Origin of the sequence: Paramylibacter kogurei, from assembly GCF_002742285.1 — a bacterium.
In the GTDB taxonomy this organism is placed as follows: domain Bacteria; phylum Pseudomonadota; class Alphaproteobacteria; order Rhodobacterales; family Rhodobacteraceae; genus Amylibacter; species Amylibacter kogurei.
Genome location: NZ_MDGM01000012.1, coordinates 68,978 through 93,635, shown reverse-complemented (window position 1 = coordinate 93,635; position 24,658 = coordinate 68,978). Strand labels below are relative to the sequence as shown.

The window sequence follows — 24,658 nt, the reverse complement described above, 5'->3', positions numbered from 1 at the left end:
ATGCATATTTTTCCAAAAAATTCAAAATTTATTGCGAGTTTACATAGGTTTGCAGAAAAGTATCAGCGCCTTACGCTACGTCCACCTATTTGATCCAGTTCACGACAACGGTGATTCGTACATGGGATTTGACACCAAAAAGAAAACGGCGCCCAGATGGACGCCGCTTCAATCATTTTAAATTTGTTTGAAAAACTTATTCTTTGTCTTTCAACGCCGCGCCCAAGATATCGCCCAATGACGCGCCAGAATCTGAAGAGCCGTACTGTTGTACTGCTTCTTTTTCTTCTGCGATTTCGCGTGCTTTGATTGACAGGCCAAGTTTGCGTGTTTTTGGATCAAGTGATGTTACACGTGCATCAACTTTGTCACCAACGCTGAAACGCTCTGGGCGTTGTTCTGCGCGATCACGTGACAGGTCTGAACGACGGATGAATGCTTTCATGCCATCATATTCTACTTCGATGCCGCCATCTTCGATTTTGGTCACTTCAACAGTTACAACCGCACCACGTTTTACGCCAGCTGTTGCATCTGCAAATGGGTCACCTTCCAGCGCTTTGATTGACAGGCTGATGCGTTCTTTTTCTGCATCAACATCTGTTACAACCGCTTTCACGATGTCGCCTTTTTTGTAGTCTTGGATCGCTTCTTCGCCAGAACGGTTCCAGTCCAAATCGGACAAGTGAACCATACCGTCGATGTCGCCTTCTAGACCAACAAACAAACCAAACTCGGTGATGTTCTTGACTTCACCTTCAACAGTTTGACCTTCTGGGAAGTTTTTCGCAAAACCTTCCCATGGGTTGCCCTGTGTTTGTTTCAGGCCAAGTGAAACACGACGTTTCGCTGTTTCGATTTCCAGAACCATAACTTCCACTTCTTGTGATGTGGAAACGATTTTGCCTGGGTGTACGTTTTTCTTGGTCCAAGACATTTCAGACACGTGAACCAAACCTTCAACGCCGGCTTCCAGTTCAACAAACGCACCGTAATCGGTGATGTTTGTAACACGACCAGTGTGCACAGATTCCAATGGATAGCGTGCTTCAACATCGCCCCATGGATCGTCTTGCAACTGTTTCATGCCCAATGAAATGCGGTGTGTGTCTTTGTTGATTTTCACAACTTGGACTTTCACAGTTTCACCAATTGCCAACACTTCTGATGGGTGGTTCACACGTGACCACGCCATGTCGGTAACGTGCAACAAACCGTCAACGCCGCCCAGATCAACGAATGCACCGTATTCAGTGATGTTTTTCACAACACCTTCAACTGCATCGCCTTCGGCCAATTTGCCAACGATCTCTGCGCGCTGTTCTGCACGTGATTCTTCAAGGATTGCACGACGTGATACAACGATGTTGCCACGACGACGGTCCATTTTCAAAATTTGGAACGGCTGTGCCATACCCATCAATGGGCCAGCATCACGCACGGGGCGTACGTCAACTTGTGAACCTGGCAAGAACGCAACAGCGCCGCCCAGATCAACAGTAAACCCGCCTTTAACGCGGCCAAAGATTGCGCCTTCAACGCGCTCTTCTGCGGCATATGCTTTTTCCAAACGATCCCATGCTTCTTCGCGACGCGCTGCGTCACGTGAAATCACGGCTTCGCCACGGGCATTTTCAACCAATTTCAAGAAGACTTCGACAGAATCGCCGACTTCTACTTCTGCTGGTTGGCCAGGGCTTGCGAATTCTTTGAGATCAACGCGGCCTTCCATTTTATAGCCCACATCGATGATGGCTTGGCCAGCTTCGATTGCGATGATCTTACCTTTGACAACAGAACCCTCTTCAGGTGTGTCAATTTCGAAGCTTTCTTGCAAGAGTGCTTCAAACTCGTCCATAGTGGCTTTAGCGCACATATATCAGTTTCCTATCATAGTCATTTATACGGGCCGCGCGGTTGGTTCCACGGGTCTTTGGGTTTCGTTACAATCACGCGTGCAAGAGTTTGCTTCAAACACACAAAGGGCCAGAATTTATCCAGCCCTGCTCACTCAATGGGGTCATTGCCCCGCCGCTTTGCGCGATTAGCGCCGCGTATAGGGGATTTTTAGGTGATGGTAAAGGGGTGATGGGGCAATAAAACAAAGCAGTAAGGCTACAAAGAATGATATTACCCAGCTCTATATCAATCTTGGAAATTCTCTAAATAACGTCGCAATAAATCGTTTAGGGTGCGAAACTCTTCTTTGTCTAAGCCCGAAACCAATCGTTCTTGGGTTTCGACATGTTCACCCACCACTCGATCGATCAACGCAAAACCTTCGTCTGTCAGGGCGATGATAAATGCGCGTTTGTCTTTGGGGTTTTGGCGTCGTGTAACCCACCCCGCCTTCTCCAACTGATCAATGCGATTGGTCATTGTACCCGATGTCACCATGGTACTCGCCATAAGCGCACTAGGCGAGAGCGCATAAGGAGTACCCGCACGGCGCAGGGTGGCAAGCATATCAAAACTGGCAGAATTCAGACCATGTTTGACAAATGTTCGCGCCATTTCATCGCTTAAGTATCGCGCTATTCGCCCAAAACGCCCAATTAATTCCATTGGTTCAACATTTAAATCGGGGCGCTCCGAGTTCCACTGGCTAACAATTTTATCAACATGATCCATATTTCTATCCTCGCAGGATATATCTTGACGTCAAGTTAAAAATAGTTATCTTGACGTCAAGATAAGGGAATCAGCAATGACCAAACCACTTGATCTCATGCTTACCGCAATCGCTCCAATCATCTGGGGCAGCACCTATATTGTTACCACTGAATTTTTGCCCGCGGGTTATCCATTGACCGTCGCAATGTTGCGGGCATTACCTGCTGGGTTGTTGATATTGCTATTGGTGCGCCAATTACCACGCGGCATTTGGTGGGGCAGAATGTTCATTCTTGGCGCACTGAATTTCGCAATATTTTGGGGAATGCTTTTCATCGCAGCGTATCGTTTGCCTGGCGGGGTCGCAGCAACGGTTGGCGCAATTCAACCCTTGATCATAATATTTCTGATGCGCGCAATTTTTGGAAATCAAGTTCGGCCAACCGCTATTTTTGCGTCCCTTCTTGGAATTGTTGGCGTTGCGTTTTTAATACTTGGGCCCTCTGCTACGCTTGATCCAATTGGTATCCTTGCTGGCTTGGCGGGTGCGATATCTATGGCGCTTGGCACAGTATTAACTCGGAAATGGCAACCACCTGTGTCACTTCTTACTTTTACCGCGTGGCAATTGTCCTCAGGCGGGATTATACTACTTCCAATCGCGCTGTTCTTTGAACCCGCGCTGCCAGCTCTGACATTGCGCAATATGTTTGGCTTTGCTTATCTTGGCTTAATTGGCGCTGCACTAACATATGTTCTCTGGTTTCGCGGAATTTCGCGAATCAGCCCAAACATCGTTTCAAGCTTAGGATATCTCAGCCCCCTTGCTGCGGTGCTGCTCGGATGGTGGTTCTTGGAGCAAGCTCTCTCCATTATCCAAATCTTTGGCATCATCATCATTGTTATCAGCTTACAAATCGCAACGCGCACACAAAAAACCCCTGCCACATCGTGACAGGGGTTTGACATCTTTCAACTGTTACTGACAAAATTCAACACCCGTTGATATTTGTCAGCGCCAATCGTTATTCGGCGGATAAAAGTTCCTCGCCAATCGCCGCCGCGATTTCTACTTCGTCCAGGCTACCATCTGTGTTGGTGTCGATTGCACCAAACAAATCTTCGTCCGCATCAGGGTACGCAGCTTCGAATTCAGTAACGGACAATGCACCGTCTTGGTCTGTGTCCATCACCGCGAATTCCGCTGCAAACGCAGCAGTACCCATTACCATTGCAAGCAATACAACAGCAGCTTTTTTCATGTTTTTCTCCGATATGAAAAGGCGGGGAATCACCCACGCCAAGATCAAAATGCTGATCTTAAATCGGATCATTAATCTCATTTTTGGAAACTGCAAAATCTATTTTTTGGGTGTGAAAAATCACAGGCATATTTTGGCTCATTGCCGCGATTTGTCGGCCAAAAATGGCGCATTTTGGCGGGCAAACCCGTCCGCCACATGTCCCACGGATGTCCGACACCTGTCCGACGGTTGTCATACCGTATATTTTCAATGATTTTAGGGGTTTAAGCGGATTTATACGTTTTGTTCACAACATCAACCGCCGCCGCCAACGCATCCGCAATCGACATGTTTGACGTATCAATCAACACCGCATCATCCGCCTGCACCATTGGTGCAACATCGCGTTTTGCATCCTGTGCATCACGCGCTTTTAACGCACTTAAAACCGCGTCAAAACTGGTGTCATCACCCTTGGCTGACAACTCTTTATATCGTCGCTCTGCGCGCACGTCTTCGCTGGCTGTCACGAACAGTTTCACATCCGCATCGGGGCAAATCACCGTGCCAATATCGCGCCCATCCAGCACCGCACCGCCATCGCGCTTGGCAAAGCTTTTTTGGAATGAAACCAATGCTTTGCGCACATCACCCATCGCCGCAACAGCGCTTGCCGCGGTGGCCGTTTCCATATTGCGCAGGTCATCGCGCAATAGATCAGATTCGTGTAATCCTTGCGCCATTTTCAATGCAAATACGGTATCTGTCAGGGGCTGATCCGCATCCAAAACCTTGCGCCCAACCGCGCGGTACAGCAATCCCGTATCAAGATATGCAAATCCAAAATGATCCGCCAATGCACGGGCAATCGTGCCCTTACCCGCCGCCGCTGGACCATCAATGGCGACGGTAAAGCTCATCGGTTGTTGCGCGTAATCTGCGCCCCTAAATCGCTCATAAGCTCTTGAAATATTGGGAAACTTGTCATGATTGCCCCACCGTCATCAACGCTCACAGGTTCTTGCGTCGCCAGCCCCATACACAGAAATGACATCGCAATGCGATGATCCAAATGCGTGGCACAAGTACCCCCGCCGCGCACGCTTCCGTCTTGGCCGTGTACGATTAAAAAATCGTCGCCCTCTTCGATTTTCACGCCATTTGCTTCCAACCCACGAGCCATCGCATCAATGCGGTCGCATTCCTTAACCCGCAACTCTTTGACGCCACGCATCACGGTTTTTCCGCTGGCAAATGCGGCCACAGCTGACAGGATCGGGTATTCGTCGATCATGCTGGGTGCGCGTTCTGGTGGTACCTCGACGCCCGTTAATTTGCTGGCACGAACGCGCAAATCAGCAACGGGTTCGCCGCCCTCTTCGCGTTTATTTTCAAATGTAATATCCGCGCCCATTTCAACCAAAGTGGTGAACAGCCCAGCGCGGGTTGGGTTCAACCCGATATTGGGCACAAGGATATCCGAACCTTCGACAATCAAGGCCGCACAAACAGGAAATGCAGCAGAGCTTGGATCGCGTGGCACGGCGATGGTTTGCGCCTTTAATTCAGGTTGGCCTTTTAGGGTGATTTCAAAACCGTCATCCGTTTCAACCGTGGTTACATCCGCACCAAACCCACGCAACATACGTTCAGAATGATCGCGGGTTTTTTCCTTTTCAATCAACACGGTATCACCCGCCACATTCAAGCCCGCCAGCAATACTGCGGATTTAATTTGCGCTGATGGATGTGGGGATGTGTATCGCACGGGCATCGGGTTTTGCGCACCAACCATTGTTAATGGCAACAATCCTTTGGCGCGGCCCACAGCCTGTGCACCAAACAGCGCAAGGGGTTCGGTAATCCGCCCCATGGGGCGTGATCGTAAGCTTGCGTCACCTGTAAATGTCGCATTGATTGGGCTGGTTGCCATCGCACCCATAATCAGGCGCACACCAGTGCCCGCATTGCCACAATCAATCACATCTTCTGGTTCGGCAAAGCCACCAACACCAACGCCATTGATTGTCCATTCACCATCACCCAAACGTTTTACATCCGCGCCAAATGCGGCCATCGCCTTGGCCGTGTCCAGAACATCCTGCCCTTCCAGCAAACCTGTCACATGGGTTTGCCCAACCGCCAAGGCACCAAGGATCAAAGAGCGGTGCGAAACCGATTTATCGCCCGGGACATTGGCCGTTCCAGTAAGCGCACCAGATGCGCGCGAGGTCATTGGGATGGGGGTACCGTGGCCAGACATTGTATTTCCTTTATTTCAGCGCGTTCTTACTAGCCCAGCTTGTCAATCGCGTCCAGAACCGACAGGCCTAGCGTTTGCGAAATGTCAGATAATGTGGTGTGCGCCCTTCGCGCAATGCTTTCAGCTCGTAACGCGTGGAAATCCAATCATCCCAGGATTTGCGCCAATCATCGGGACCTTCGGCTAGCCAATCAAATTCACCACTGGCCAAAACCTGTTCCAAGGTTTGGCGCACGTAATCTTCGATATCGGTGGCGACACGAAAAATCGCGCCTGATTTCAACACTTTGGCCAATGGCTCAAGATGTTCTGGGGTTACGAACCGGCGACGATGATGTTTCTTTTTCGGCCATGGATCAGGATAGAGCAAAAACGCACGGCTGATTGAATTTTCGGGCAAGACATCCATCATATCACGTGCATCACCTGCGTGAACCTTGACGTTTTCAACGCCAGCATCACGGATTTTACCCAGCAACATCGCAACACCGTTGATGTAAGGTTCACATCCAATAATGCCAACATCGGGATTATTCGCCGCCTGATGCACCATATGTTCGCCGCCGCCAAATCCGACCTCTAGCCAGACATCGCGATCATCGCCAAACCACGTTGTTAAATCGGCAAGATTGCGATCTGGGTTTTCATCCCATGTCACGCCGCTTGGTGCGAGCTTTCCCAAATCTTCGGCCAAATAGCGTTCTTGGCTGTCGCGCAGGCCTTTGCCCTTGATCCGGCCATAAAAATTGCGCCAAGGGGCGCCTGATGTGTGTTTGTCTCTCATGATGGGGGCTATAACGCAGGTGCGTGGCAAGGTCTAGAACCTTGCGCATATGCAAAAATAAGGGCGGGAAAGACCCGCCCGAAATTTATTAGACTGCGCGTTTCAACGCATCCACCAGATCGGTCTTTTCCCAGCTAAACCCGCCATCATCCGTTGGCGCACGGCCAAAATGGCCATAGGCCGCGGTGCGTTGGTAAATCGGGCGGCGCAGTTGCAAATGTTCGATAATCCCACGTGGGGTTAAATCAAACGCTTGTGAAACGGCCTTTTCAATCGCGGCTTCGCTGACTTCGCCAGTGCCGTAAGTATCGCAATAAATCGACAATGGTTTTGCCACGCCAATCGCATATGACACCTGAATTGTGCAACGTTTCGCCAAACCAGCAGCAACAACATTTTTCGCCAAATAACGCGCGGCATAGGCGGCAGAGCGATCAACCTTGGTTGGGTCTTTGCCGCTAAACGCGCCACCACCATGGGGTGCAGCACCGCCATATGTATCAACGATGATTTTACGACCCGTCAGACCCGCATCGCCATCGGGGCCACCGATAACAAATTTGCCGGTTGGGTTCACATGCCATTCGGTTTGGGGCGTGACCCAGCCATCGGGCAAGGTTTTCAGAATATATGGTTCCACCACATCGCGTACATCTGCGGATGACATGTTTTCATCCAAATGCTGTGTCGACAATACGATGGATGTAACACCAATTGGTTTGCCATCTTCGTATTTCACAGAAAGCTGTGATTTGGAATCCGGGCCTAATACGGATGCCTCACCAGATTTACGTGCATGCGCAAGATTGCGCAAAATTGCATGGGAATATTGAATTGGTGCAGGCATCAATTCACTGGTTTCATCAACCGCATAACCAAACATGATCCCCTGATCACCTGCGCCATCTTTGTCAACGCCTTGTGCGATATGGGCGGATTGTGCGTGCAGGTAGTTCTGTAATTCAAAATTGGCGTAATGAAACCCATCTTGTTCATAGCCGATATCACGCACACATTCGCGCGCGATGCCTTCAACCCGCCCCATGAATTCATCAAGTTTTTCTGGGGTGGAAAGCCCAACTTCGCCACCAATCACAACACGATCAGTTGTGGCGAATGTTTCACAGGCAACGCGTGCCATTTCTTCTTCGCCGATAAAGGCGTCTAGAATGGCATCAGAAATGCGATCGCACACTTTATCGGGATGACCTTCGGACACGGATTCCGAGGTGAACAAATAATTCTTACGGGACATATAACGCTCCAATATTGTAATACCACCACGTCAGGAAGCCGTTGTGGGGCTGATCTTCCCTGACTAGATTGCCCATCTCGGATGGTCAATCTAATAATATCACCGTGCGCTGCTTTGTGTTCTGGTTGCGGGCAACAAACAACACAAGGCCAGCAGTCCAGCAAAGCAAAGCCAGAGCCATTCACCAACATATGCATAAACGGTTTTGCCAATCGATGCAGGTAGCGCCACATCAACGTAGCCCGATTGACCAAGTTCCAGCGATTTCACCATGCGCCCATAGGGATCAATCATACCAGACACACCTGTATTCGCCGCACGCGCGATGGGCAAACCGGTTTCAATTGCGCGCGCCTTGGTTTGTGCCAGATGTTGATAGGGGCCTGAAAACGTGCCAAACCAAGCATCGTTGGTGATATGCACCATCCATTCGGGGCGGGTATTTGTATGTGTGCTATATGGAAAAATTGCCTCGTAACATATCAGCGGTAAAAAATCGGGCACGTTGTTTCCATTGATCACACGTGGTCCGGTGCCTGCACTGAACCCACCGATATTGTCGGCAATCGCGCTCAGCCCAATTTTTGAAAACAGTGCATCAAATGGAAGGTATTCCCCAAACGGCACCAAATGATGTTTGTCATAAACGGCCGTAACACCCCCGCGCGGATCAAGATATACCAGCGAATTATATCCGCCATTGTCATCAACGCGGCGAATTCCCGCAATGACCGAAGCATCACCAGCGGCGTCTGCCACAACTTGTAATGCCTGATGATCATGGCCAAGCAAAAACGGCAGACTGGTTTCCGGCCAGATCACAACATCGGGGCGGCGCGATGTCCGAGCAGATGTATAAGAAACCCCACGATCAAAAAACACCTCAATCATATCGGGGCGCCATTTCATATGCTGTTCTGCATTGGGTTGCACCATGCGCACAATTGTATCGCTGGCATGATTTGGTGCGTGATCTGGCATGCGCAACCAACCAAGGATTGCAATGATGCCGATCAATGCTGTTGCAAACGCTGCAGCCAGCATCTTTCGTGTCATCATCACAGGGATGAATAAAATCAATAGCGTGATTAACCCTGCACCATGAACCCCAACAAAGGCAAAGATTTGCGCCAGTGGTGTATCAATCCAAACATAGGCCAGCAATGACCACGGGAACCCTGTGAAAATAAAGCTGCGTAAATATTCGCTAACGGTCCATAGACAGGCCAACAGGATAATTTGTGACACGTGATCGCGCCCAAACCGTTTCGCCAGCCCAAATGGAACCGCCCAAAATAATGCTGCCCCTGCCGCCATTAAGAACAACGCAAATGGCGCCAACCATCCAAATATTTCTGGCTCCACCAGAAAAGGTTCAACAATCCAATGCAAGTTTAACGCAAAATAACCGAACCCAACAAACCACCCCATGCCAAACGCTTGTCGTGGTTTTGGACAATACAGAAACATTTGTCCCACAATGGGAATTGCAACAAACATCAAAGGGAAGATTGAAAATGGCACATGCGCGAGCGCCAAGACCAACCCCAATCCCACGCTGGCAAAACGTGAACCCCACAGTTTTTGCGAAAGTTCCGCCAAGCTGATCACATGGTTATCCTTGCGCAGGAGATTTGCTGTTTTTAAAGACACGCAATTTTTTGATGCTGCGCGGATCGGCCTCTACAATTTCAAATTCATATCCAGATGGATGCGAAATCACTTCGCCGCGTGTGGGGACGCGCCCTGATAGCATAAACACCAAGCCACCCATCGTGTCGATGTCTTCATCCTCTGTATCGTTAAGCAGATCAACACCCAGAACTTTTTCGAAATCTTCCAGATCGGCGCGCGCTTGCACCAAATAAACACCTGTTTTTTCTTCGACCCATGGTTCGTCTTCTTTGGCGTCATGTTCATCGGCAATTTCCCCGACAACCTGTTCAACCAAATCCTCGATGGTGACCAAGCCGTCAACACCGCCGTATTCGTCAATCACCAAAGCCATATGCAATCGATCCGTTTGCATTTTTTGCAACAACACGCCAATGGGCATGGATGGCGGGGCAAACAATAATGGGCGCATCATTTTTTCAACATTGAACTGACGGGTTTTACCGTTAAAGCCGTGTTTCAATGCAACATCTTTCAGATGGATCATCCCCAAAGGTTCATCCAGCGTTTCATTGTATACAGGCACGCGTGAATATCCGCTGTCGCGAAACACATCGACCAAACCGTCCAAATCGATATCATTGCCCACGGCCACAATATCGGGGCGCGGGATCGCCACATCGTCCACGCGTAAATTGCGCAGATTACCCAAACCACCCGCTGGCATGATTGTGATATGTTCATGTGTGTGATGCTGCACGATCTCTGTGGTTTCAGAGGGTGCAAAGAGGCGTTTCAAAAATCCGCCTTTTTTCTGTTCAACTTGCGTTTGCGCGCGCTGCGCTGCGCTAGAAGATCCGTCAGTTGTGTCGCCCATGGCTCCTATCCGAAATGCACGCCACCATCGGCGCCGTTCTTATATGGGTCATCTATACCCAGTTTTGCAAGTAGCTCAGTTTCCAAATTTTCCATGCGTTGAGCATCTGCATCAGTTTCATGATCATATCCAAGCAAATGTAAACAACTATGTATTAACAAATGCGTTAAATGCGATTGCACCGCAATTCCGCCCAGTTGCGCTTCTTGAACACAAGTATCATACGAAATAGCAATATCGCCCAGACTGTCATCAAACCCTGTGGGTGGCGGTATTTCGCCAGCGTTTGCGGGGCTTAGATCAAAATTTGGCCAAGATAAAACATTCGTTGCTTTGTTTTTATCGCGATAGGTATCGTTCAATTCGGCAATACGATCATCAGAACAGGCCAAAACACCAATTTGCCAATCTGCACCCAATTTGTGATGCTTTAACACACTGGCAAATGCAGTTTCGGCAAGTTTCTCTATTTCGATGTCATTCCAACGCGGATCGTCGATATCCAATTCACAGATGTCAGCCATTGCGATCAGAATTTGCATCATAAGCTTTGATGATTTTGGCAACCATTGGGTGACGTACTACGTCTTCTGCTTTGAATTTCACAAACCCGATGCCTTTGACATCGCGCAGAACGGTTTCCGCCTCGACCAAGCCTGATTTCACACCGCGCGGCAAATCTATTTGACTGGTGTCACCGGTTATGGCCATGCGCGACCCTTCACCAAGACGGGTAAGAAACATTTTCATTTGCATCGTTGTCGCATTTTGCGCCTCGTCCAAAACGACAAAGGCATTTGACAATGTACGCCCACGCATAAACGCCAATGGTGCAATTTCGATTTGTTTCTCTTCGATCAATTTTGCCAGTTGTTTTCCCGGCAAAAAATCGTTCAACGCATCATATAATGGCTGCATATATGGATCGACTTTGTCTTTCATATCACCTGGCAAAAAACCAAGCCGTTCACCCGCTTCGACCGCGGGGCGCGATAGGATGATTTTATCAACCAGCCCATCAATGAACATCGACACAGCAACCGCAACCGCAAGATAGGTTTTACCTGTCCCTGCCGGCCCTAAACCAAACACCAATTCTTCTTCGAAGAGGTGTTGAACAAATTTACCTTGGGTGACAGTACGCGGTTCAACGGTTTTTTTGCGCGTGCGGATTTCCATCCCGCCACCTTTGAACATTTCGATTTGATCGCCATCGCGCACACCTGTGCCTTGCACCGATTGGCGCATGCGAATAACACCATCAATATCGCCCGTTTCAAGATCCTTGCCCTTTTCCAAACGTTCGTAAAGCTGTTGCAATACCTGTGCAGCATCTGCTGTGGGCTGCATTTCACCCACCAGTGCCAATTCATTACCACGTCGGATAATTTTAACCTGCAATGCGGCTTCGATTTGGGTCAGGTTTTTGTCAAATTCACCACAGAGGTCAATTAACAATCGGTTATCAGGAAAGTTCAGAACAACGTCGGTTGGCGCGCCTGCGTTGGATGCAGGGGTCATTGTATCTGTTGTCAAATCGACAAACCTTTCTTTGAATATCATTTCGTTTGATTCAATGTTGCCCCAACCATGTGAACGACGCAAGCCAAAGATCAAAATAAAAGGGCCGCAAAAATGCGACCCTTAAAATTCATATCAGCAATCGCTTAGATTGGGTCAAATACGTTTGAACCAGATTTATAGCCACCGGTTGCGGTATTTGGCACGGCGATGCCTGAACAAACAGGTTTGCCATCAGGGCCAAGACGCGCAGACAAATATCCTTCGGTGCCATCATCAATGATCCAGTGGTCACACCCATGTGGATCAACCCAGATACCCGCTTTTAGCTGTTCCAAACCTTTGGCATCAATACCATAGTCTTTGGTTTTGTCTTGAACCCCACCAACGGAGCCACCTTCACAGCCTGCCAGTGCAAGTGTCGCGGCCGCGGCGATAAAAATTGATTTATACATTATAATTTGCCTCCGTATGTTTCAGCGGCACATTGAATTTCCACGCGGCGGTTTTGTGCTTTACCCTCGGCAGTGTCGTTCGATGCAACAGGTACACGTTCGCCATAGCTACGTGTTTTTGTGACACCTGCGCCAACTGATCGTGCAATTTCGGCAACCGCATCTGCGCGACGTTGACCAAGCGACATGTTATACGCATCGCCACCGTCAGAGTCAGTATGCCCACTAATTAAATATTCTGCAGAATTTTGTGTTTTGAAAAATTCTTCCAATGATGCGCGCCCGTTTGCGCTAATCACAGCTGATCCTGTTTGGAAAAGTTGATCGCTATTTTCAACCAAACACAATGAACCACGTTGACATACTGGAAGTCCGTCGCGTGTTACGTTTGGCGTCATAAAACCTTCAAAGCCATCATCAAACACCCAATGTTCGCAACCATCTGGATCAACCCAGATTGTTGGAACATAAGTTTCAGTCAAATCTGATTGTGCAAATACAGCACCAGAAACAAATGTGCCTGCAACAGCCAGAATTGCCATTTTACCTATATTTTTTCTCACGTTTTTAGCCCCTATTGAAAGACGTCAAGACCTTGTAAACATTTAGGCTCAAAATTGCCATAAGAATTATCCCCGTTACCAAGCCTTGAACCTAATACTATGTATAAATGATACGTTTTTAAATACTTAATGTTTTGCGCTATCCTTTTCGGCAGCTCACGCATCAAAAATTTATTCGACCTCTCGCGCAGAGAGCGAATTTCGATCGGAACGTTCAACTTTTACATTGATAATCGTGCCTATTTTTTCTGCATTTGCCAAAACATGAACAGGCAAAAGATATTCTGAACGCCCGATCAACTGCCCATCAAGGCGACCGTGTTTTTCAAGCAACACTGGAATGGTTTTTCCAACCAAGCTTTCTTGGAACTCTGCTTGGTGTTTTGACAACAACGCTTGTAGGCGTGCCAGACGTTCGGATTTCACATCTTCGGGCACTTGTGTTTTACGATCAGCGGCGGGCGTTCCTGGGCGCTCGGAATATTTAAATGAATAGGCTTGCGCATAACGCACCTTTTCACACAAATCCAAAGTGGCCTGAAAATCTTCTTCTGTTTCACCGGGAAAGCCGACAATAAAATCGCCTGACAACGCGATGTCTGGACGTGCCGCACGGATATTTTCGATCAATGCGAAATAGCTTTCTGCGGTGTGTTTGCGATTCATTGCCTTTAGGATTTTATCCGAACCGGCCTGCACTGGTAAATGCAAATAGGGCATCAATTTATCCAGCGTCCCATGTGCATCGATCAAATCCTGATCCATGTCATTGGGATGTGATGTTGTGAAACGAATGCGCAGCAAATTTTCAATCTTTGCCAATTCAGTAATCAGACGTGCAAGCGACCAAACGCCATCAGGCCCAGCGCCGTGATAGGCATTTACGTTTTGACCCAACAACGTGATTTCACGCACGCCGCGTTCCACCAGATCACGTGCCTCTGCCATGATTTTTTCAGCTGGGCGCGATACCTCTGCCCCGCGTGTATATGGCACAACACAAAACGCACAGAATTTATCACACCCCTCCTGCACCGTTAAAAACGCAGAAGGTGCGCGTTTCATTTTTGGGCCACGTGGCAAGTGATCAAATTTATCTTCCTCTGGAAAATCGGTATCGACCAGCGTTTTGCCGTTCCCCACCTTGGCCGCCATATCGGGCAAACGGTGATAGGCCTGTGGCCCCACAACCAAATCAACCATCGGTTGGCGTGCGATAATTTCTTGACCTTCGGCCTGTGCCACACAACCTGTGACGCCAATCTTCAAATCGGGTTTCGCGTTTTTAAGCGGGCGAAACCGACCCAATTCGGAATATATTTTCTCTGCTGCTTTTTCGCGGATATGACAGGTATTTAATAAAATCATATCCGCATCTTCGGGAGTATCCACCTCGGTATAGCCATCAGAGCCAAGTGCAGAAACCATGCGCTCTGAATCATAGACATTCATCTGGCAGCCATAGGTTTTGACGAAAAGCTTTTTTGGTTCAGACATTTTGGATTCCCGCATCTAGTTGCGCATACGCACAGTGACACTGCCCATATACCCCTTGCGAAAAAGACGCAACTTTGCTTGCAAATGTTTAGCTGCGTTTGCGCCCCAAACCGCTTTTTTTCGCCAATTCTTGGCGTTTCATCGCGTAATTTGGCGCAACCATCGGGTAATCATGCGCCAAACGCCACTTTGTGCGGTATTGTTCTGGGGTCATGCCGTAAACCGCCATCAGATGTTTTTTCAACATTTTGAACGGTTTTCCATCCTCAAGGCAAATAATGTGATCAGGCGTTACTGATTCCTCGATTGCAACGGCAGGGGATTGTGTTTCGCGGTCTTTTGTTGCGCTTTGCGCCAATTGTTCCAAGGTCTGATGGACGGATTTAATTAAACAAGGCAGCTCATTTGCAGGAACCTTGTTTGAATTTAAAAACGACGAAACGATCTGGGCGGTCTGCGCAACCAGATCGGATGTGTCAGACACGGTAATTTCTTCTTCATTCGCGTTAAAAAATTCAACTTTCACAACAATACTCCCCAGACCATCAATACAGATTAGTTAAGTTATCTTTTTATTGTTTCAAGTTCGCTGAATTGGATTTCTCGTTTATGCTTGGTGAAATTATTCATCAAAGTGGTGGTTTTCATCGATCATCAAACCCACTAAAGAATGCGTCATGAATGTTGTTTTTTCGAATATACGCCTAAAATCCGGCCCGATTGGGATCGTCTTTGCCGAAGATAATATCGGGCTTGTCGATACGGTTGCACATCTGCGCAATGTTGGTTTTTCAAATATTTTTGTGGCGGGCACAATGTTGACGACACAAGAATTGAACACTGACGAAAGCATTCATATTTTTGATTACGATCCAGATCGTACAAATGCGATTTCGACATTTTTAAATATGGTCATCAAAGCTTTTCCAAACCAATGGATTTTTCACTGTTTTAACGGTGAATTTATTTATTATCCATTTTGTGAAACGCGCAGCATTACCGATTTTCTTATTTTTGCAGACGAAGAACGCAGAATAAGCATGGCGGGTACGATTGTTGATCTTTACACGGAAAAAAATCCCCCAAAATCCTGTGGCTATGCCAACGATTATTGGTTGTTCGATGAATCTGGGTATTTTGCAAATTATCGCGAAGACGCCGATCAAACGCCAATGCGATATGTCGAAACCTATGGAGGATTACGATGGCGGCTAGAGGAATATTTTCCACCCGATCGGCGGCGTATTGATCGCACGAACCTGTTCAAGTCAATTCCGGGGCTGCGATTGGACGAAAATCTGGATGGAAACCTTGCCGATTTTGGAACAATTGGTGCGCCGTGGCATAACAGCCCGACAATTGTGATCGCATCATTTCGTGCCACAAAATATTTACATATCAACACGCCTGATGCGAAAGCGATACAAAAACTTTCTTGGTCGCGCAGTGCAGCGTTTGAAAAATCGTCACATCAATTGATGAAAATTGGTTTTATGGAACCTGGTCAGTGGTTTTAAAAAAACACGCCTATTTTTCGCGCAATCGAATAACCACATCAATGCGGGCCACTTCGGTTCCATTTGGCGCCTTTGGCAAGCCAACAAATTTAACGGCGTCTTTGGGGGCATCGGTTAGTTTGGATGAATTTTCCCAATAATAATGCGGGTGTTCATCTGTCCGCGTATCAAAATATGATTTATGCCCATCAACGGTGATTTCATTCATCAAGCCCGCATCACAAAAAACGCGCAACGTGTTATAAACCGTTGCCAAGGAAACCGAAGATTCCCCAAGCTGTGCTGCCTCGTGGAGGCTTTCTGCACAGACATGACGGTTCTCGCCATCGCCCACTAGCAATTGAGCCAAAGCAAGCCTTTGGCGTGTCGGGCGCACGTCTGCACTTTTCAACCATTCTAAACTGCGTTGTTCCGCTGCCGTTGTCATGTCATTACATTTCCGCAAGTTGCACATCTATATATGGCTTGAATCGCGAGGAAATTCAAATTCTTTTCCATTGCCGCTGTTTTCAACCCACTATTGCAAGCATCAATCATCCAATGATAGGAATAGCATAACAAAAACACGATAAGGAACAGGCGAAAATGACCGACAGACCAACCAGCTTTGGCTATGAGGATCTCTTGAAATGTGCACGCGGCGAAATGTTTGGCCCAGGGAATGCACAATTGCCCGCACCGCCCATGTTGATGATGGATCGCATCACAGATATTTCCGCTGATGGTGGTGAATTTGGCAAAGGTCATGTTGTTGCTGAATTTGACATCAAACCCGATCTTTGGTTTTTCGAATGCCATTTCCCTGGCAATCCCATTATGCCCGGTTGTCTTGGTCTTGATGGCCTGTGGCAGCTTACTGGGTTTAACCTAGGCTGGCGCGGCATGCTTGGCAAAGGCATGGCATTGGGTGTTGGTGAAGTGAAACTTACCGGCATGGTCAAACCCGATCGCAAAATGTTGACATATCACGTTGATTTCACCCGCGTCATTGATCGCAAGATCAAGGTCGGTGTTGCGAATGGCCGCGTCGAAGCCGATGGTGAATTGATTTACCAAGTAAGCGATATGAAAGTCGGCCTCGCTGCCGAATAATCTTCCAATACGAAGGAGAGCGCATATGCGTCGAGTTGTTGTAACGGGTCTCGGGATCGTTTCGTCTATCGGAAATTCCGCATCCGAAGTGACCGCTGCCCTTAAGGCTGGCAAATCAGGAATCGTGGCCGCCCCTGAATATACCGAACGTGGGTTTCGCTCACAGGTTCACGGAAAACCCGATATTGATGTCGCCGAACATGTAGACAAACGCACATTGCGTTTCATGGGACCAGGTGCGGCATATGCCCATATCGCGATGCAACAAGCGATTGCCGATGCGGGACTTGGCGAAGATTTGGTTTCCAATCTGCGCACGGGTTTAATCGCGGGTTCTGGTGGTCCATCAACATCGGCGATGTTTGCCGCGCATCAAACCGTGCTGGAAAAAGGTGCGCCAAAACGCATCGGTCCATTTGCGGTTCCAAAATGTATGGGCTCAACCATTTCGGCAAACCTGTCCACTGCGTTTAAAATTAAGGGCATCAACTATTCGATCACTTCCGCCTGTTCTACATCATTGCATTGCATTGGTGCGGCAACCGAACAAATCATGATGGGCAAACAGGATGTAATGTTCGCTGGCGGCGGTGAAGAATTGGATTGGACGCTGTCTTGCCTGTTTGATGCAATGGGGGCAATGTCATCCAAATACAATGACGACCCATCCAAGGCATCTCGCGCATTTGACGCTGATCGCGATGGATTTGTGATCGCTGGTGGCGGTGGCATGGTCGTATTGGAAGACTTGGATCACGCGCTTGCGCGCGGTGCAAAAATCTATGCCGAGGTTACTGGGTTTGCCGCAACATCCGATGGGCACGATATGGTCGCCCCATCGGGCGAAGGTGGCGAACGCGCGATGCGCTTGGCGCTTGAAACCCTGCCAGAGGGTCGCAAAGTCAGCTATATCAACGCCCATGGCACATCGACACCAGTTGGCGATGTTGGTGAAATCGAAGCCGTGCGCCGCGTCTTTGGACAAGGATCGACACCACCCGTCAGCTCTACCAAATCCATGACGGGCCACAGCCAAGGTGCCACAGGTGCACAAGAGGCAATCTTTTGTTTGTTGATGTTACAAGACGATTTCATTGCGCCATCAATCAACGTGGAAAACCTTGACCCCGCGCTCGACCCCGCTGAAATCGCCACATCATTGGTGGAAAACGCAGGATTAGACACATTAATGACCAATAGTTTTGGTTTTGGCGGCACGAATGGTTCGATGCTGCTCAGCAAATATAAAGGCTAATCTTATGACAGGATTAATGCAGGGAAAACGCGGTTTGATCATGGGCGTTGCCAATGACAAATCAATCGCTTGGGGCATTGCACGCGAAATGGCGGCGCAAGGGGCTGAACTCGCCTTTACCTATCAAGGGGATGGTTTTGGGAAACGCGTGAAACCATTGGCCGAAAGTCTTGGTTCAAATGTGGTTGTTGAGGCAGACGTTCAAGACGATGCATCGCTTGATAATCTGTTCGCCACCCTTGAAAAAGAATGGGGCAAGATTGATTTTCTGGTGCACGCCATTGCCTATTCCGACAAGAATGAATTGACGGGGCGTATTTCGGATACCACCCGCGCGAATTTCAAAAACTCATTGGATATTTCCTGTTACTCCTTGATCGAGGTTGCGCGTCGTGCACGCCCGTTGATGACAGATGGCGGCACGATTTTGACCCTTACTTATCAAGGTTCAAATCGCGTGACTCCGTTTTACAACGTCATGGGTGTGGCCAAGGCCGCGTTGGAATCCGCTGTTCGTTATTTGGCCAATGATCTGGGCCCCGAGGGAATCCGTGTGAATGCAATCAGCCCAGGCCCCATGCGCACGCTTGCAGGTGCCGCGATTGGTGGTGCACGCAAAACGTTCCGCACAACAGAAGCAAATTCACCCCTTCGCGCCAATGCCACATTGGAATCTGTTGGTGGCACAGCGGTTTATTTGGCATCTGATTACGGCGAGTGCACCACAGGTGAAATTATCTGTGTTGATGGCGGCTATCACGTGTTGGGTATGGCACAGCCTGAAAACCTGTAACGTATAGTCTGGAATTCCATGGAAATTGCCGCAGCACTTGGCATTTGCGTCGTAACTTATTTTATCTTGCGCGGGGGCTGGACAGCGGGCAACCGCGCAATGGCATTCGAAGCATCGCCAGACGCATTGGTTATGGGTGCTTTGGCCGTTGCGGGTGCGGTGTATTTCATTGGTGCATATGCTGGTGCTGCGCTGATTGTCACCGTGATTATCCACGAATTTGGCCATGTCGCGGCCTATCGCGTGGCGGGGCATGATGATGCGCGGTTTCGACTTGTCCCATTAATGGGCGGCGTCGCAATATCGAACCGATTGCCCGACAGTCCGCTCAAGGATTTTTATATCTCGCTTTTGGGGCCTGCGATATGTATCGCGCCAACCTTGCTGGCATTATTCATCAGCCCCTATGCCTATCAAATCTATCCGCCTGCAGGGTATTTTTTGTGGGTATTTGCAAGCTTTAGCGGCGCATTGAATTTTTTCAATCTACTCCCGCTTTGGCCACTTGATGGCGGGCGCTGCACACGTATTTTGGCGCTTGCACTTGCCCCCAAATACGCCAATGCAATCACTATCACCATGGGCATCGCATTGGCGGCACTTGCTCTTTATTTGCGTGCATATTTATTGCTTGGCTTTGCGCTCATCGCGTTACCATCTGCGTTGCAACCGGTTCATTACGCCGTTGTGCGCCCTATGCGAAAATCACATGCGCTGATTGCTTTGGCGGCTTATCTTGTGACCGCTGCGTTTTTCCTTTTCGCTGGTTTCAGCTTCCTCGCGAATTGGTTATAAATATTTCCCGCCAAGACGTTTGACCCTGCGAATAAAAACCTTTCTACTCCGAAGAAAGGAGATTCCAGATGATCAAAGTTTGCGTATTCGACGCCTATGGCACCTTGTTCGATGTGTCCGCCGCCGCACGAAAGGCAGCCACCGAACCAAATTTCAGCAAACTTAAAGACGTCTGGCCAAAGGTTGCAAATGATTGGCGGCTGAAACAGCTGCAATATACATGGCTTCGTGCGATCACGAAAAACCACTGTGATTTTTGGCAAGTAACCCAAGATGGGCTTGATTTCGCGTTGGAAAACAGTGGCCTGAATGGCGATGATGCACTGCGCCAACGCCTGTTGGATTTGTATTGGGAACTTGAAGCTTATGGCGAAGTTCCGCAGATGTTATCGGCGCTGAAAACCGCAGGAACCCAAACGGCGATTTTATCAAACGGTTCGCCCGATATGTTGGATGGTGCGGTGGAATCTGCAAATCTGTCTGATCTACTCGATGCAGTGATAAGTGTGGAGGATGTTGGCGTTTTCAAACCCGATGCATCCGTTTATCAATTGGTCTGTGATTGGTTTGATTGCAAACCCGAAAACGTGTTGTTCGTATCATCAAACGGTTGGGATGTGGCGGGCGCATCTGGATTTGGGTTTCAAACCACATGGGTGAACCGTGCGGGTGAACCCGTTGATCGTCTACCTCATGGTCCAAAATTTGTGCTGTCGGATTTAACCGATATCCCCAAAATATTTGGCACGCTTTCATGAAGTTTTTCAAAACCTCCGATGGGTTAAAAATTGCGTATCGCGAACATGGTTCTGGTGTTCCGATATTGTGTCTGTCTGGATTGACCCGCAACAGCACAGATTTCGATTATATGACGCCCCATATCAACAATGCTCGTTTGATTGCGATGGATTATCGCGGGCGTGAGCAATCGGATTTTGATCCGAATTTCGAAAACTATTCCATTGAGCGCGAAGGCAAAGATGCGCTGGAATTATTGGATCATCTTGGGCTGTACGATGTCGGAATAATCGGAACGTCACGCGGTGGCTTAATCGGAATGGGATTGGCAGCCGCAGTACCTGCACGTTTGCGCGGGTTATTGATGAATGACATTGGGCCGGTTTTGGAACCAGACGGATTATCCGCAATCATGGGCTTTTTGGGGCGCCGCCCAAAATTCAAAACCTATGACGAAGCCGCCGCCGCGTTACCCACCATAACAACGGGTTTTGTCGATGTTCCCCCCGACAGATGGCAACAAGAGGTGCGCAATCGTTGGGAAGAACGCGCCGATGGATTGCATCTGCGATACGATCCCAAATTGCGCGATGCGATTGAAGGTGCCGATCACAGCGTCGCCCCCGATATGTGGCCGTTTTTCGATGCCCTTACGGACAAGCCCATCGCGTTGATCCGTGGGGAAAATTCTGATCTTTTGTCGCGTGATACCGTCACAGAAATGCAAAAACGCCGCCCTGATATGATATATGTCGAAGCAAAAAATCGTGCACATATTCCATATTTGGATGAACCTGAATCCTTGGATGTGATTAACAAATTCATAAAGGCCATTTCATGAGCAACATTGATATGATCCGCGCAGCACAATCGCGATTAAACGGGCATGCGCGTAAAACACCCCTGCTGTCGTCGCCGTTTCTTGATGACATTGCGGGGCGCAAAATTTGGGTAAAGGCGGAATGTTTGCAACACACCGGCTCGTTTAAATTTCGTGGGGGCTGGTCGGCGGTTTCTGCACTGTCTGATATACAACGCGCCAATGGTGTGATCGCGTTTTCTTCAGGCAACCATGCACAAGGTGTCGCCTTAGCCGCAGCGCGCCATAACACAAAGGCAGTGATTGTAATGCCAAGTGATGCGCCCAAAATCAAAATCGAAAACACCCGCGCATTGGGCGCAGAGGTGGTTTTGTTTGATCGCGAAAATCAAAGCCGCGATGATGTCGCTGCCGAGGTAAACCAAAATGGGAAAATGACCCTGATCAAACCCTATGACAATGAACAAGTAATCGCAGGGCAAGGTACAGTTGGATTGGAAATCGCCCAACAAGCAGACGAAAACGGGATCGAACAGGGCGAGGTTTTAGTGTGCTGTGGTGGTGGTGGTCTGACATCGGGGATCGCATTGGCATTGCAAGACACCGCGCCAAATTTCACCACGCGCACTTGCGAACCCGCAGAATTTGACGATGTGGCACGATCGCTCATGTCTGGAAACATTGAAACCAACACCCGTAAATCAGGTTCGATTTGCGACGCAATTATCACGCCAGCCCCGGGCGAAATCACATTTCCGATCATGCAAAACCTGTGCGGTGCCGGATTGGTGGTGAGTGAAGACGAATGTCTGCACGCCGTGGCGCTTGCCTATGAACGGTTGCGCATTGTAGTTGAACCAGGGGGCGCGGCCGCATTGGCCGCTGCATTATTTCACGGTGATGAATTAAACAGTGAAAACATAATCGCCGTTGCCACAGGTGGCAATGTGGACACCGATGTATTCATCCAAGCCTTGCAAAAATTCGGAGCAAAATCATGACCCAATTCACCATCGCCAGTTTTAACGTGAAAAACCTGATTGGTGCGGATCAAGAATATTATCGTTTTGAATCCTATACCCCCGAAGAATACGCATGGAAACAAGACTGGTTGGCGGATCAGCTTTTCACCTTGAACGCAGATATTGTCGGGTTTCAGGAAATCTTTGATCTGGAATCTCTGACCGCTGTTGTGGGTGAAACAAATGCACGTGGCACCGCCGCCAACGCGGATGTGATTCCTGACAAATCAAAACGATATCATCGCAAGGCGATTTTTAAAAAATTGCTGTATCAGCCATATGATCCTGCGCAGATATTTTTTGCCCCAAACATTCATGATGGTGAACCGGGACATCGCCGCCCAGGTCTGGCAATTTTATCGCGACACGGTTTTGCCGAGACACCACAAATTGTGCAACAATTGGATAAACCCCTTACTTTTCAATTCCCCGAACTTGGTGGGGGCGATGCAGGAAGTTTTACAATCACCCGCCTGTCGCGCCCGATTATCAAGGCAAAAATTCCCATCGGGGATCGCACGGTAACGGTATTTAATTGTCACCTAAAATCGAAGCTGGGTGAATATCTAAAACCAGCAGGCGCTGAATTTTCACCAGAAGCAGATTTGGTTAATTACGATCCCTTTGGCCGCGCAATGGGCGCAATGCGTGCAACTGTGCGCCGCATGGCAGAGGCCGCCGTGCTACGCAAATTAATCATTGATGAATTGACACTTGGCAATCCAGTTATGGTTCTTGGGGATTATAATGACGGTGAACATGCGGTGTCGTCAGAAATTATCGCCGGTGAAAAGCCGTTTAAAAACTATGCATGGATGCGCCGACATGATGCCAAAAATCGTAGTGATCGTTATTCGGATGAAGAAAACGAAATCATTCGTGGCAAGATTGAAAAATTTGGAATGATCAGTGCAGAAAAACTTTTCGTTCAGAAAAGCATGCGTGACATGGTTTATACATCTGCCTTTGGCGGTGTTTATGAAAGTATTGATCAAATACTCATGTCGCGCCACTTCCACCCTGAAAACGAAGCGCGCATAGGTGAAATGCAATATTTCAGCGTGCTTAATGATCATCTAACCGATGGTTCACATCCAGAGGCGCCGTATAACAAACTGGCATCTGACCACGGGCAAATTATGGCGCATATGCAATTGTTTGACGATCAAAGCTGATCAAAAACGAGTACGATTTAATGCAATATCGGGCAAGGCGCGCATAAATTCCCCACGTGAATTTGTGGTTTGGATTATTTCCAACATACCATCGCGCCCCGTTTGACGCATGATATTTGTCACCAAAGATTGTGCCGCACTATAGGCGTAGGCAGGCCCTTTGCGCCGCACCAACCCATTCCAATCACCAAATGTGATTGCGCTTTGCACATCTGTTTTGCTCTTGGAAGAAACTTGGGCAAAAAACCGTGGTTGCCCAGATAAATGTTCGGCCAGACCTTCATCAAACCACGCGGGAAACCGAGGTTGCAAAAAATTTCCCGAATTCACATATCGATGCAATTCCATATGGATTTGTTCGTGGTTGACAATATTTTGTTTGATCCCGCTTGGGGCAATCAACACACGGTGAAAACCAATCGCCAAGCCTGATGGGAATTTTCCAAATGATTCATGACACGGTTTTTTCGTGCAGAAAATATATATCGGTTTTGTCCGCGTTGTTTTGAAAAATTTTTCCGCGTTTGTTTTTGCCTTTGCCACCATACGCTCAAACTCTGCACCGCGCTCTGGTGCGTCGGAATAAATATCGGGCGCAACCTCTGTCACCCCAAATGCCCAAGGCGTGATCGCGCGATGCCATCCTGGCAAGGATAGGTATAAGCCAAAAAGTAAGATCGGGATGGCGGAAATGATGGCGTTGGGTATTGCTAGAAACATATCCAGAGTTTAGCCCAACGCCATGCGATCACAAGTGTTGATTAT

Annotated in this window: 27 protein-coding genes and 1 riboswitch; of the genes, 10 read left to right on the top strand and 17 right to left on the bottom strand. The window is 48.5% G+C overall.

From position 1 onward, the window contains the following. Nucleotides 1-196: 196 nt before the first annotated feature. Together rpsA and BFP76_RS05905 are read right to left on the bottom strand one after the other, a co-directional pair. Nucleotides 197-1,876 carry a 30S ribosomal protein S1 gene (gene rpsA, locus BFP76_RS05910; RefSeq protein ID WP_099592261.1) on the bottom strand — a complete coding sequence of 560 codons (1,680 nt, stop codon included), beginning with the start codon at nucleotides 1,874-1,876 and terminating at the stop codon, nucleotides 197-199. Nucleotides 1,877-2,145: 269 nt separating this feature from the next. Next, on the bottom strand, nucleotides 2,146-2,631 hold the full coding sequence (locus tag BFP76_RS05905) for a MarR family winged helix-turn-helix transcriptional regulator (RefSeq protein ID WP_099592260.1): 486 nt from the start codon (nucleotides 2,629-2,631) through the stop codon (nucleotides 2,146-2,148). 76 nt (nucleotides 2,632-2,707) lie between these two features. On the opposite strand from BFP76_RS05905, the gene BFP76_RS05900 reads away from it, so the two are divergent. Next, on the top strand, nucleotides 2,708-3,568 hold the full coding sequence (locus tag BFP76_RS05900) for an EamA family transporter (RefSeq protein ID WP_099592259.1): 861 nt from the start codon (nucleotides 2,708-2,710) through the stop codon (nucleotides 3,566-3,568). A 70-nt stretch (nucleotides 3,569-3,638) separates the two neighbouring features. On the opposite strand, the gene BFP76_RS05895 is transcribed toward BFP76_RS05900, so the two are convergent. The 13 genes from BFP76_RS05895 to BFP76_RS05835 form a co-directional block, all read right to left on the bottom strand. Next, on the bottom strand, nucleotides 3,639-3,875 hold the full coding sequence (locus BFP76_RS05895; protein ID WP_165775669.1) for an EF-hand domain-containing protein: 237 nt from the start codon (nucleotides 3,873-3,875) through the stop codon (nucleotides 3,639-3,641). Nucleotides 3,876-4,141: 266 nt separating this feature from the next. Beyond that, nucleotides 4,142-4,777: a (d)CMP kinase gene (gene cmk, locus BFP76_RS05890; RefSeq protein WP_099592257.1), complete on the bottom strand. Its 636-nt coding sequence runs from the start codon at nucleotides 4,775-4,777 to the stop codon at nucleotides 4,142-4,144. Further along, nucleotides 4,774-6,120 carry a 3-phosphoshikimate 1-carboxyvinyltransferase gene (aroA, locus tag BFP76_RS05885; RefSeq protein ID WP_099592256.1) on the bottom strand — a complete coding sequence of 449 codons (1,347 nt, stop codon included), beginning with the start codon at nucleotides 6,118-6,120 and terminating at the stop codon, nucleotides 4,774-4,776. Before aroA ends, cmk begins: the two co-directional genes overlap by 4 nt. 67 nt (nucleotides 6,121-6,187) lie before the next feature. Beyond that, nucleotides 6,188-6,904: a tRNA (guanosine(46)-N7)-methyltransferase TrmB gene (trmB, locus tag BFP76_RS05880; RefSeq protein ID WP_099592255.1), complete on the bottom strand. Its 717-nt coding sequence runs from the start codon at nucleotides 6,902-6,904 to the stop codon at nucleotides 6,188-6,190. A gap of 88 nt (nucleotides 6,905-6,992) precedes the next feature. Continuing rightward, nucleotides 6,993-8,159 (bottom strand): methionine adenosyltransferase, encoded by a 1,167-nt coding sequence (gene metK / locus BFP76_RS05875; protein ID WP_099592254.1) that lies wholly within the window; start codon nucleotides 8,157-8,159, stop codon nucleotides 6,993-6,995. A 4-nt stretch (nucleotides 8,160-8,163) separates the two neighbouring features. Further along, nucleotides 8,164-8,212, bottom strand: a riboswitch (SAM-SAH riboswitch). A gap of 46 nt (nucleotides 8,213-8,258) precedes the next feature. Further along, nucleotides 8,259-9,770: an apolipoprotein N-acyltransferase gene (gene lnt, locus BFP76_RS05870; RefSeq protein WP_099592253.1), complete on the bottom strand. Its 1,512-nt coding sequence runs from the start codon at nucleotides 9,768-9,770 to the stop codon at nucleotides 8,259-8,261. 4 nt (nucleotides 9,771-9,774) lie between these two features. After that, nucleotides 9,775-10,650, bottom strand: coding sequence for a hemolysin family protein (locus tag BFP76_RS05865; RefSeq protein WP_099592252.1), 876 nt, complete (start codon nucleotides 10,648-10,650; stop codon nucleotides 9,775-9,777). A gap of 5 nt (nucleotides 10,651-10,655) precedes the next feature. Continuing rightward, the gene (ybeY, locus tag BFP76_RS05860) at nucleotides 10,656-11,195 is read right to left on the bottom strand and encodes an rRNA maturation RNase YbeY (protein ID WP_338064500.1); all 540 of its coding nucleotides are present in this window, start codon (nucleotides 11,193-11,195) and stop codon (nucleotides 10,656-10,658) included. Beyond that, on the bottom strand, nucleotides 11,167-12,186 hold the full coding sequence (locus tag BFP76_RS05855) for a PhoH family protein (protein ID WP_420818657.1): 1,020 nt from the start codon (nucleotides 12,184-12,186) through the stop codon (nucleotides 11,167-11,169). Before BFP76_RS05855 ends, ybeY begins: the two co-directional genes overlap by 29 nt. A gap of 131 nt (nucleotides 12,187-12,317) precedes the next feature. Next, nucleotides 12,318-12,626, bottom strand: a complete 309-nt coding sequence (locus BFP76_RS05850; protein ID WP_099592250.1) for a hypothetical protein — start codon at nucleotides 12,624-12,626, stop codon at nucleotides 12,318-12,320. Then, complete coding sequence (locus BFP76_RS05845; protein WP_099592249.1) at nucleotides 12,626-13,189, bottom strand: OmpA family protein; 564 nt, start codon at nucleotides 13,187-13,189, stop codon at nucleotides 12,626-12,628. The genes BFP76_RS05850 and BFP76_RS05845 overlap by 1 nt, the downstream gene beginning before the upstream one ends. A 171-nt stretch (nucleotides 13,190-13,360) precedes the next feature. Next, complete coding sequence (miaB, locus tag BFP76_RS05840) at nucleotides 13,361-14,686, bottom strand: tRNA (N6-isopentenyl adenosine(37)-C2)-methylthiotransferase MiaB (RefSeq protein ID WP_099593910.1); 1,326 nt, start codon at nucleotides 14,684-14,686, stop codon at nucleotides 13,361-13,363. A gap of 88 nt (nucleotides 14,687-14,774) precedes the next feature. Then, a complete protein-coding gene (locus BFP76_RS05835; protein WP_276307901.1) occupies nucleotides 14,775-15,212 on the bottom strand; it encodes a Ros/MucR family transcriptional regulator in 438 nt (145 codons plus the stop codon). A gap of 151 nt (nucleotides 15,213-15,363) precedes the next feature. Between BFP76_RS05835 and BFP76_RS05830 the strand changes: the two genes are divergently transcribed. Further along, on the top strand, nucleotides 15,364-16,203 hold the full coding sequence (locus BFP76_RS05830) for a hypothetical protein (RefSeq protein WP_099592248.1): 840 nt from the start codon (nucleotides 15,364-15,366) through the stop codon (nucleotides 16,201-16,203). Between the two features lie 10 nt (nucleotides 16,204-16,213). Here the strand turns inward: BFP76_RS05830 and irrA are convergent, their stop codons facing one another. Beyond that, nucleotides 16,214-16,630 carry an iron response transcriptional regulator IrrA gene (irrA, locus tag BFP76_RS05825; protein ID WP_099592247.1) on the bottom strand — a complete coding sequence of 139 codons (417 nt, stop codon included), beginning with the start codon at nucleotides 16,628-16,630 and terminating at the stop codon, nucleotides 16,214-16,216. Nucleotides 16,631-16,788: 158 nt separating this feature from the next. Here irrA and fabA point away from each other — a divergent pair, with 158 nt between their 5' ends. From fabA to BFP76_RS05785, 8 genes are all read left to right on the top strand, one after another. Continuing rightward, nucleotides 16,789-17,295: a bifunctional 3-hydroxydecanoyl-ACP dehydratase/trans-2-decenoyl-ACP isomerase gene (fabA, locus tag BFP76_RS05820; RefSeq protein WP_099592246.1), complete on the top strand. Its 507-nt coding sequence runs from the start codon at nucleotides 16,789-16,791 to the stop codon at nucleotides 17,293-17,295. Between the two features lie 25 nt (nucleotides 17,296-17,320). Continuing rightward, the gene (fabB, locus tag BFP76_RS05815) at nucleotides 17,321-18,550 is read left to right on the top strand and encodes a beta-ketoacyl-ACP synthase I (protein WP_099592245.1); all 1,230 of its coding nucleotides are present in this window, start codon (nucleotides 17,321-17,323) and stop codon (nucleotides 18,548-18,550) included. Nucleotides 18,551-18,554: 4 nt separating this feature from the next. Next, nucleotides 18,555-19,343, top strand: coding sequence for an enoyl-ACP reductase FabI (locus BFP76_RS05810; RefSeq protein ID WP_099592244.1), 789 nt, complete (start codon nucleotides 18,555-18,557; stop codon nucleotides 19,341-19,343). An 18-nt stretch (nucleotides 19,344-19,361) separates the two neighbouring features. Further along, a complete protein-coding gene (locus tag BFP76_RS05805) occupies nucleotides 19,362-20,138 on the top strand; it encodes a metalloprotease (RefSeq protein ID WP_099592243.1) in 777 nt (258 codons plus the stop codon). Between the two features lie 68 nt (nucleotides 20,139-20,206). Further along, nucleotides 20,207-20,896 carry a haloacid dehalogenase type II gene (locus tag BFP76_RS05800; RefSeq protein ID WP_099592242.1) on the top strand — a complete coding sequence of 230 codons (690 nt, stop codon included), beginning with the start codon at nucleotides 20,207-20,209 and terminating at the stop codon, nucleotides 20,894-20,896. Next, nucleotides 20,893-21,717 carry an alpha/beta fold hydrolase gene (locus BFP76_RS05795; protein ID WP_099592241.1) on the top strand — a complete coding sequence of 275 codons (825 nt, stop codon included), beginning with the start codon at nucleotides 20,893-20,895 and terminating at the stop codon, nucleotides 21,715-21,717. Before BFP76_RS05800 ends, BFP76_RS05795 begins: the two co-directional genes overlap by 4 nt. Next, nucleotides 21,714-22,697 carry a threonine ammonia-lyase gene (locus BFP76_RS05790; RefSeq protein WP_099592240.1) on the top strand — a complete coding sequence of 328 codons (984 nt, stop codon included), beginning with the start codon at nucleotides 21,714-21,716 and terminating at the stop codon, nucleotides 22,695-22,697. The genes BFP76_RS05795 and BFP76_RS05790 overlap by 4 nt, the downstream gene beginning before the upstream one ends. Continuing rightward, nucleotides 22,694-23,893 carry an endonuclease/exonuclease/phosphatase family protein gene (locus BFP76_RS05785; RefSeq protein ID WP_099592239.1) on the top strand — a complete coding sequence of 400 codons (1,200 nt, stop codon included), beginning with the start codon at nucleotides 22,694-22,696 and terminating at the stop codon, nucleotides 23,891-23,893. Before BFP76_RS05790 ends, BFP76_RS05785 begins: the two co-directional genes overlap by 4 nt. On the opposite strand, the gene BFP76_RS05780 is transcribed toward BFP76_RS05785, so the two are convergent. Further along, the gene (locus BFP76_RS05780; protein WP_099592238.1) at nucleotides 23,894-24,613 is read right to left on the bottom strand and encodes a hypothetical protein; all 720 of its coding nucleotides are present in this window, start codon (nucleotides 24,611-24,613) and stop codon (nucleotides 23,894-23,896) included. Nucleotides 24,614-24,658: the final 45 nt, after the last annotated feature.

Bases quoted from the DNA above. Each gene is read 5' to 3' on its own strand.
- BFP76_RS05895 (WP_165775669.1), bottom strand. From the start codon at position 3,875: ATGAAAAAAGCTGCTGTTGTATTGCTTGCAATGGTAATGGGTACTGCT.
- BFP76_RS05905 (WP_099592260.1), bottom strand. From the start codon at position 2,631: ATGGATCATGTTGATAAAATTGTTAGCCAGTGGAACTCGGAGCGCCCC.
- BFP76_RS05800 (WP_099592242.1), top strand. From the start codon at position 20,207: ATGATCAAAGTTTGCGTATTCGACGCCTATGGCACCTTGTTCGATGTG.
- BFP76_RS05865 (WP_099592252.1), bottom strand. From the start codon at position 10,650: ATGGGCGACACAACTGACGGATCTTCTAGCGCAGCGCAGCGCGCGCAA.
- aroA (WP_099592256.1), bottom strand. From the start codon at position 6,120: ATGTCTGGCCACGGTACCCCCATCCCAATGACCTCGCGCGCATCTGGT.
- cmk (WP_099592257.1), bottom strand. From the start codon at position 4,777: ATGAGCTTTACCGTCGCCATTGATGGTCCAGCGGCGGCGGGTAAGGGC.
- BFP76_RS05850 (WP_099592250.1), bottom strand. From the start codon at position 12,626: ATGTATAAATCAATTTTTATCGCCGCGGCCGCGACACTTGCACTGGCA.
- BFP76_RS05900 (WP_099592259.1), top strand. From the start codon at position 2,708: ATGACCAAACCACTTGATCTCATGCTTACCGCAATCGCTCCAATCATC.
- BFP76_RS05805 (WP_099592243.1), top strand. From the start codon at position 19,362: ATGGAAATTGCCGCAGCACTTGGCATTTGCGTCGTAACTTATTTTATC.
- metK (WP_099592254.1), bottom strand. From the start codon at position 8,159: ATGTCCCGTAAGAATTATTTGTTCACCTCGGAATCCGTGTCCGAAGGT.
- fabB (WP_099592245.1), top strand. From the start codon at position 17,321: ATGCGTCGAGTTGTTGTAACGGGTCTCGGGATCGTTTCGTCTATCGGA.
- BFP76_RS05830 (WP_099592248.1), top strand. From the start codon at position 15,364: ATGAATGTTGTTTTTTCGAATATACGCCTAAAATCCGGCCCGATTGGG.
- rpsA (WP_099592261.1), bottom strand. From the start codon at position 1,876: ATGTGCGCTAAAGCCACTATGGACGAGTTTGAAGCACTCTTGCAAGAA.
- fabA (WP_099592246.1), top strand. From the start codon at position 16,789: ATGACCGACAGACCAACCAGCTTTGGCTATGAGGATCTCTTGAAATGT.
- BFP76_RS05810 (WP_099592244.1), top strand. From the start codon at position 18,555: ATGACAGGATTAATGCAGGGAAAACGCGGTTTGATCATGGGCGTTGCC.
- BFP76_RS05785 (WP_099592239.1), top strand. From the start codon at position 22,694: ATGACCCAATTCACCATCGCCAGTTTTAACGTGAAAAACCTGATTGGT.
- irrA (WP_099592247.1), bottom strand. From the start codon at position 16,630: ATGACAACGGCAGCGGAACAACGCAGTTTAGAATGGTTGAAAAGTGCA.
- BFP76_RS05790 (WP_099592240.1), top strand. From the start codon at position 21,714: ATGAGCAACATTGATATGATCCGCGCAGCACAATCGCGATTAAACGGG.
- miaB (WP_099593910.1), bottom strand. From the start codon at position 14,686: ATGTCTGAACCAAAAAAGCTTTTCGTCAAAACCTATGGCTGCCAGATG.
- BFP76_RS05795 (WP_099592241.1), top strand. From the start codon at position 20,893: ATGAAGTTTTTCAAAACCTCCGATGGGTTAAAAATTGCGTATCGCGAA.
- ybeY (WP_338064500.1), bottom strand. From the start codon at position 11,195: ATGATGCAAATTCTGATCGCAATGGCTGACATCTGTGAATTGGATATC.
- trmB (WP_099592255.1), bottom strand. From the start codon at position 6,904: ATGAGAGACAAACACACATCAGGCGCCCCTTGGCGCAATTTTTATGGC.
- BFP76_RS05780 (WP_099592238.1), bottom strand. From the start codon at position 24,613: ATGTTTCTAGCAATACCCAACGCCATCATTTCCGCCATCCCGATCTTA.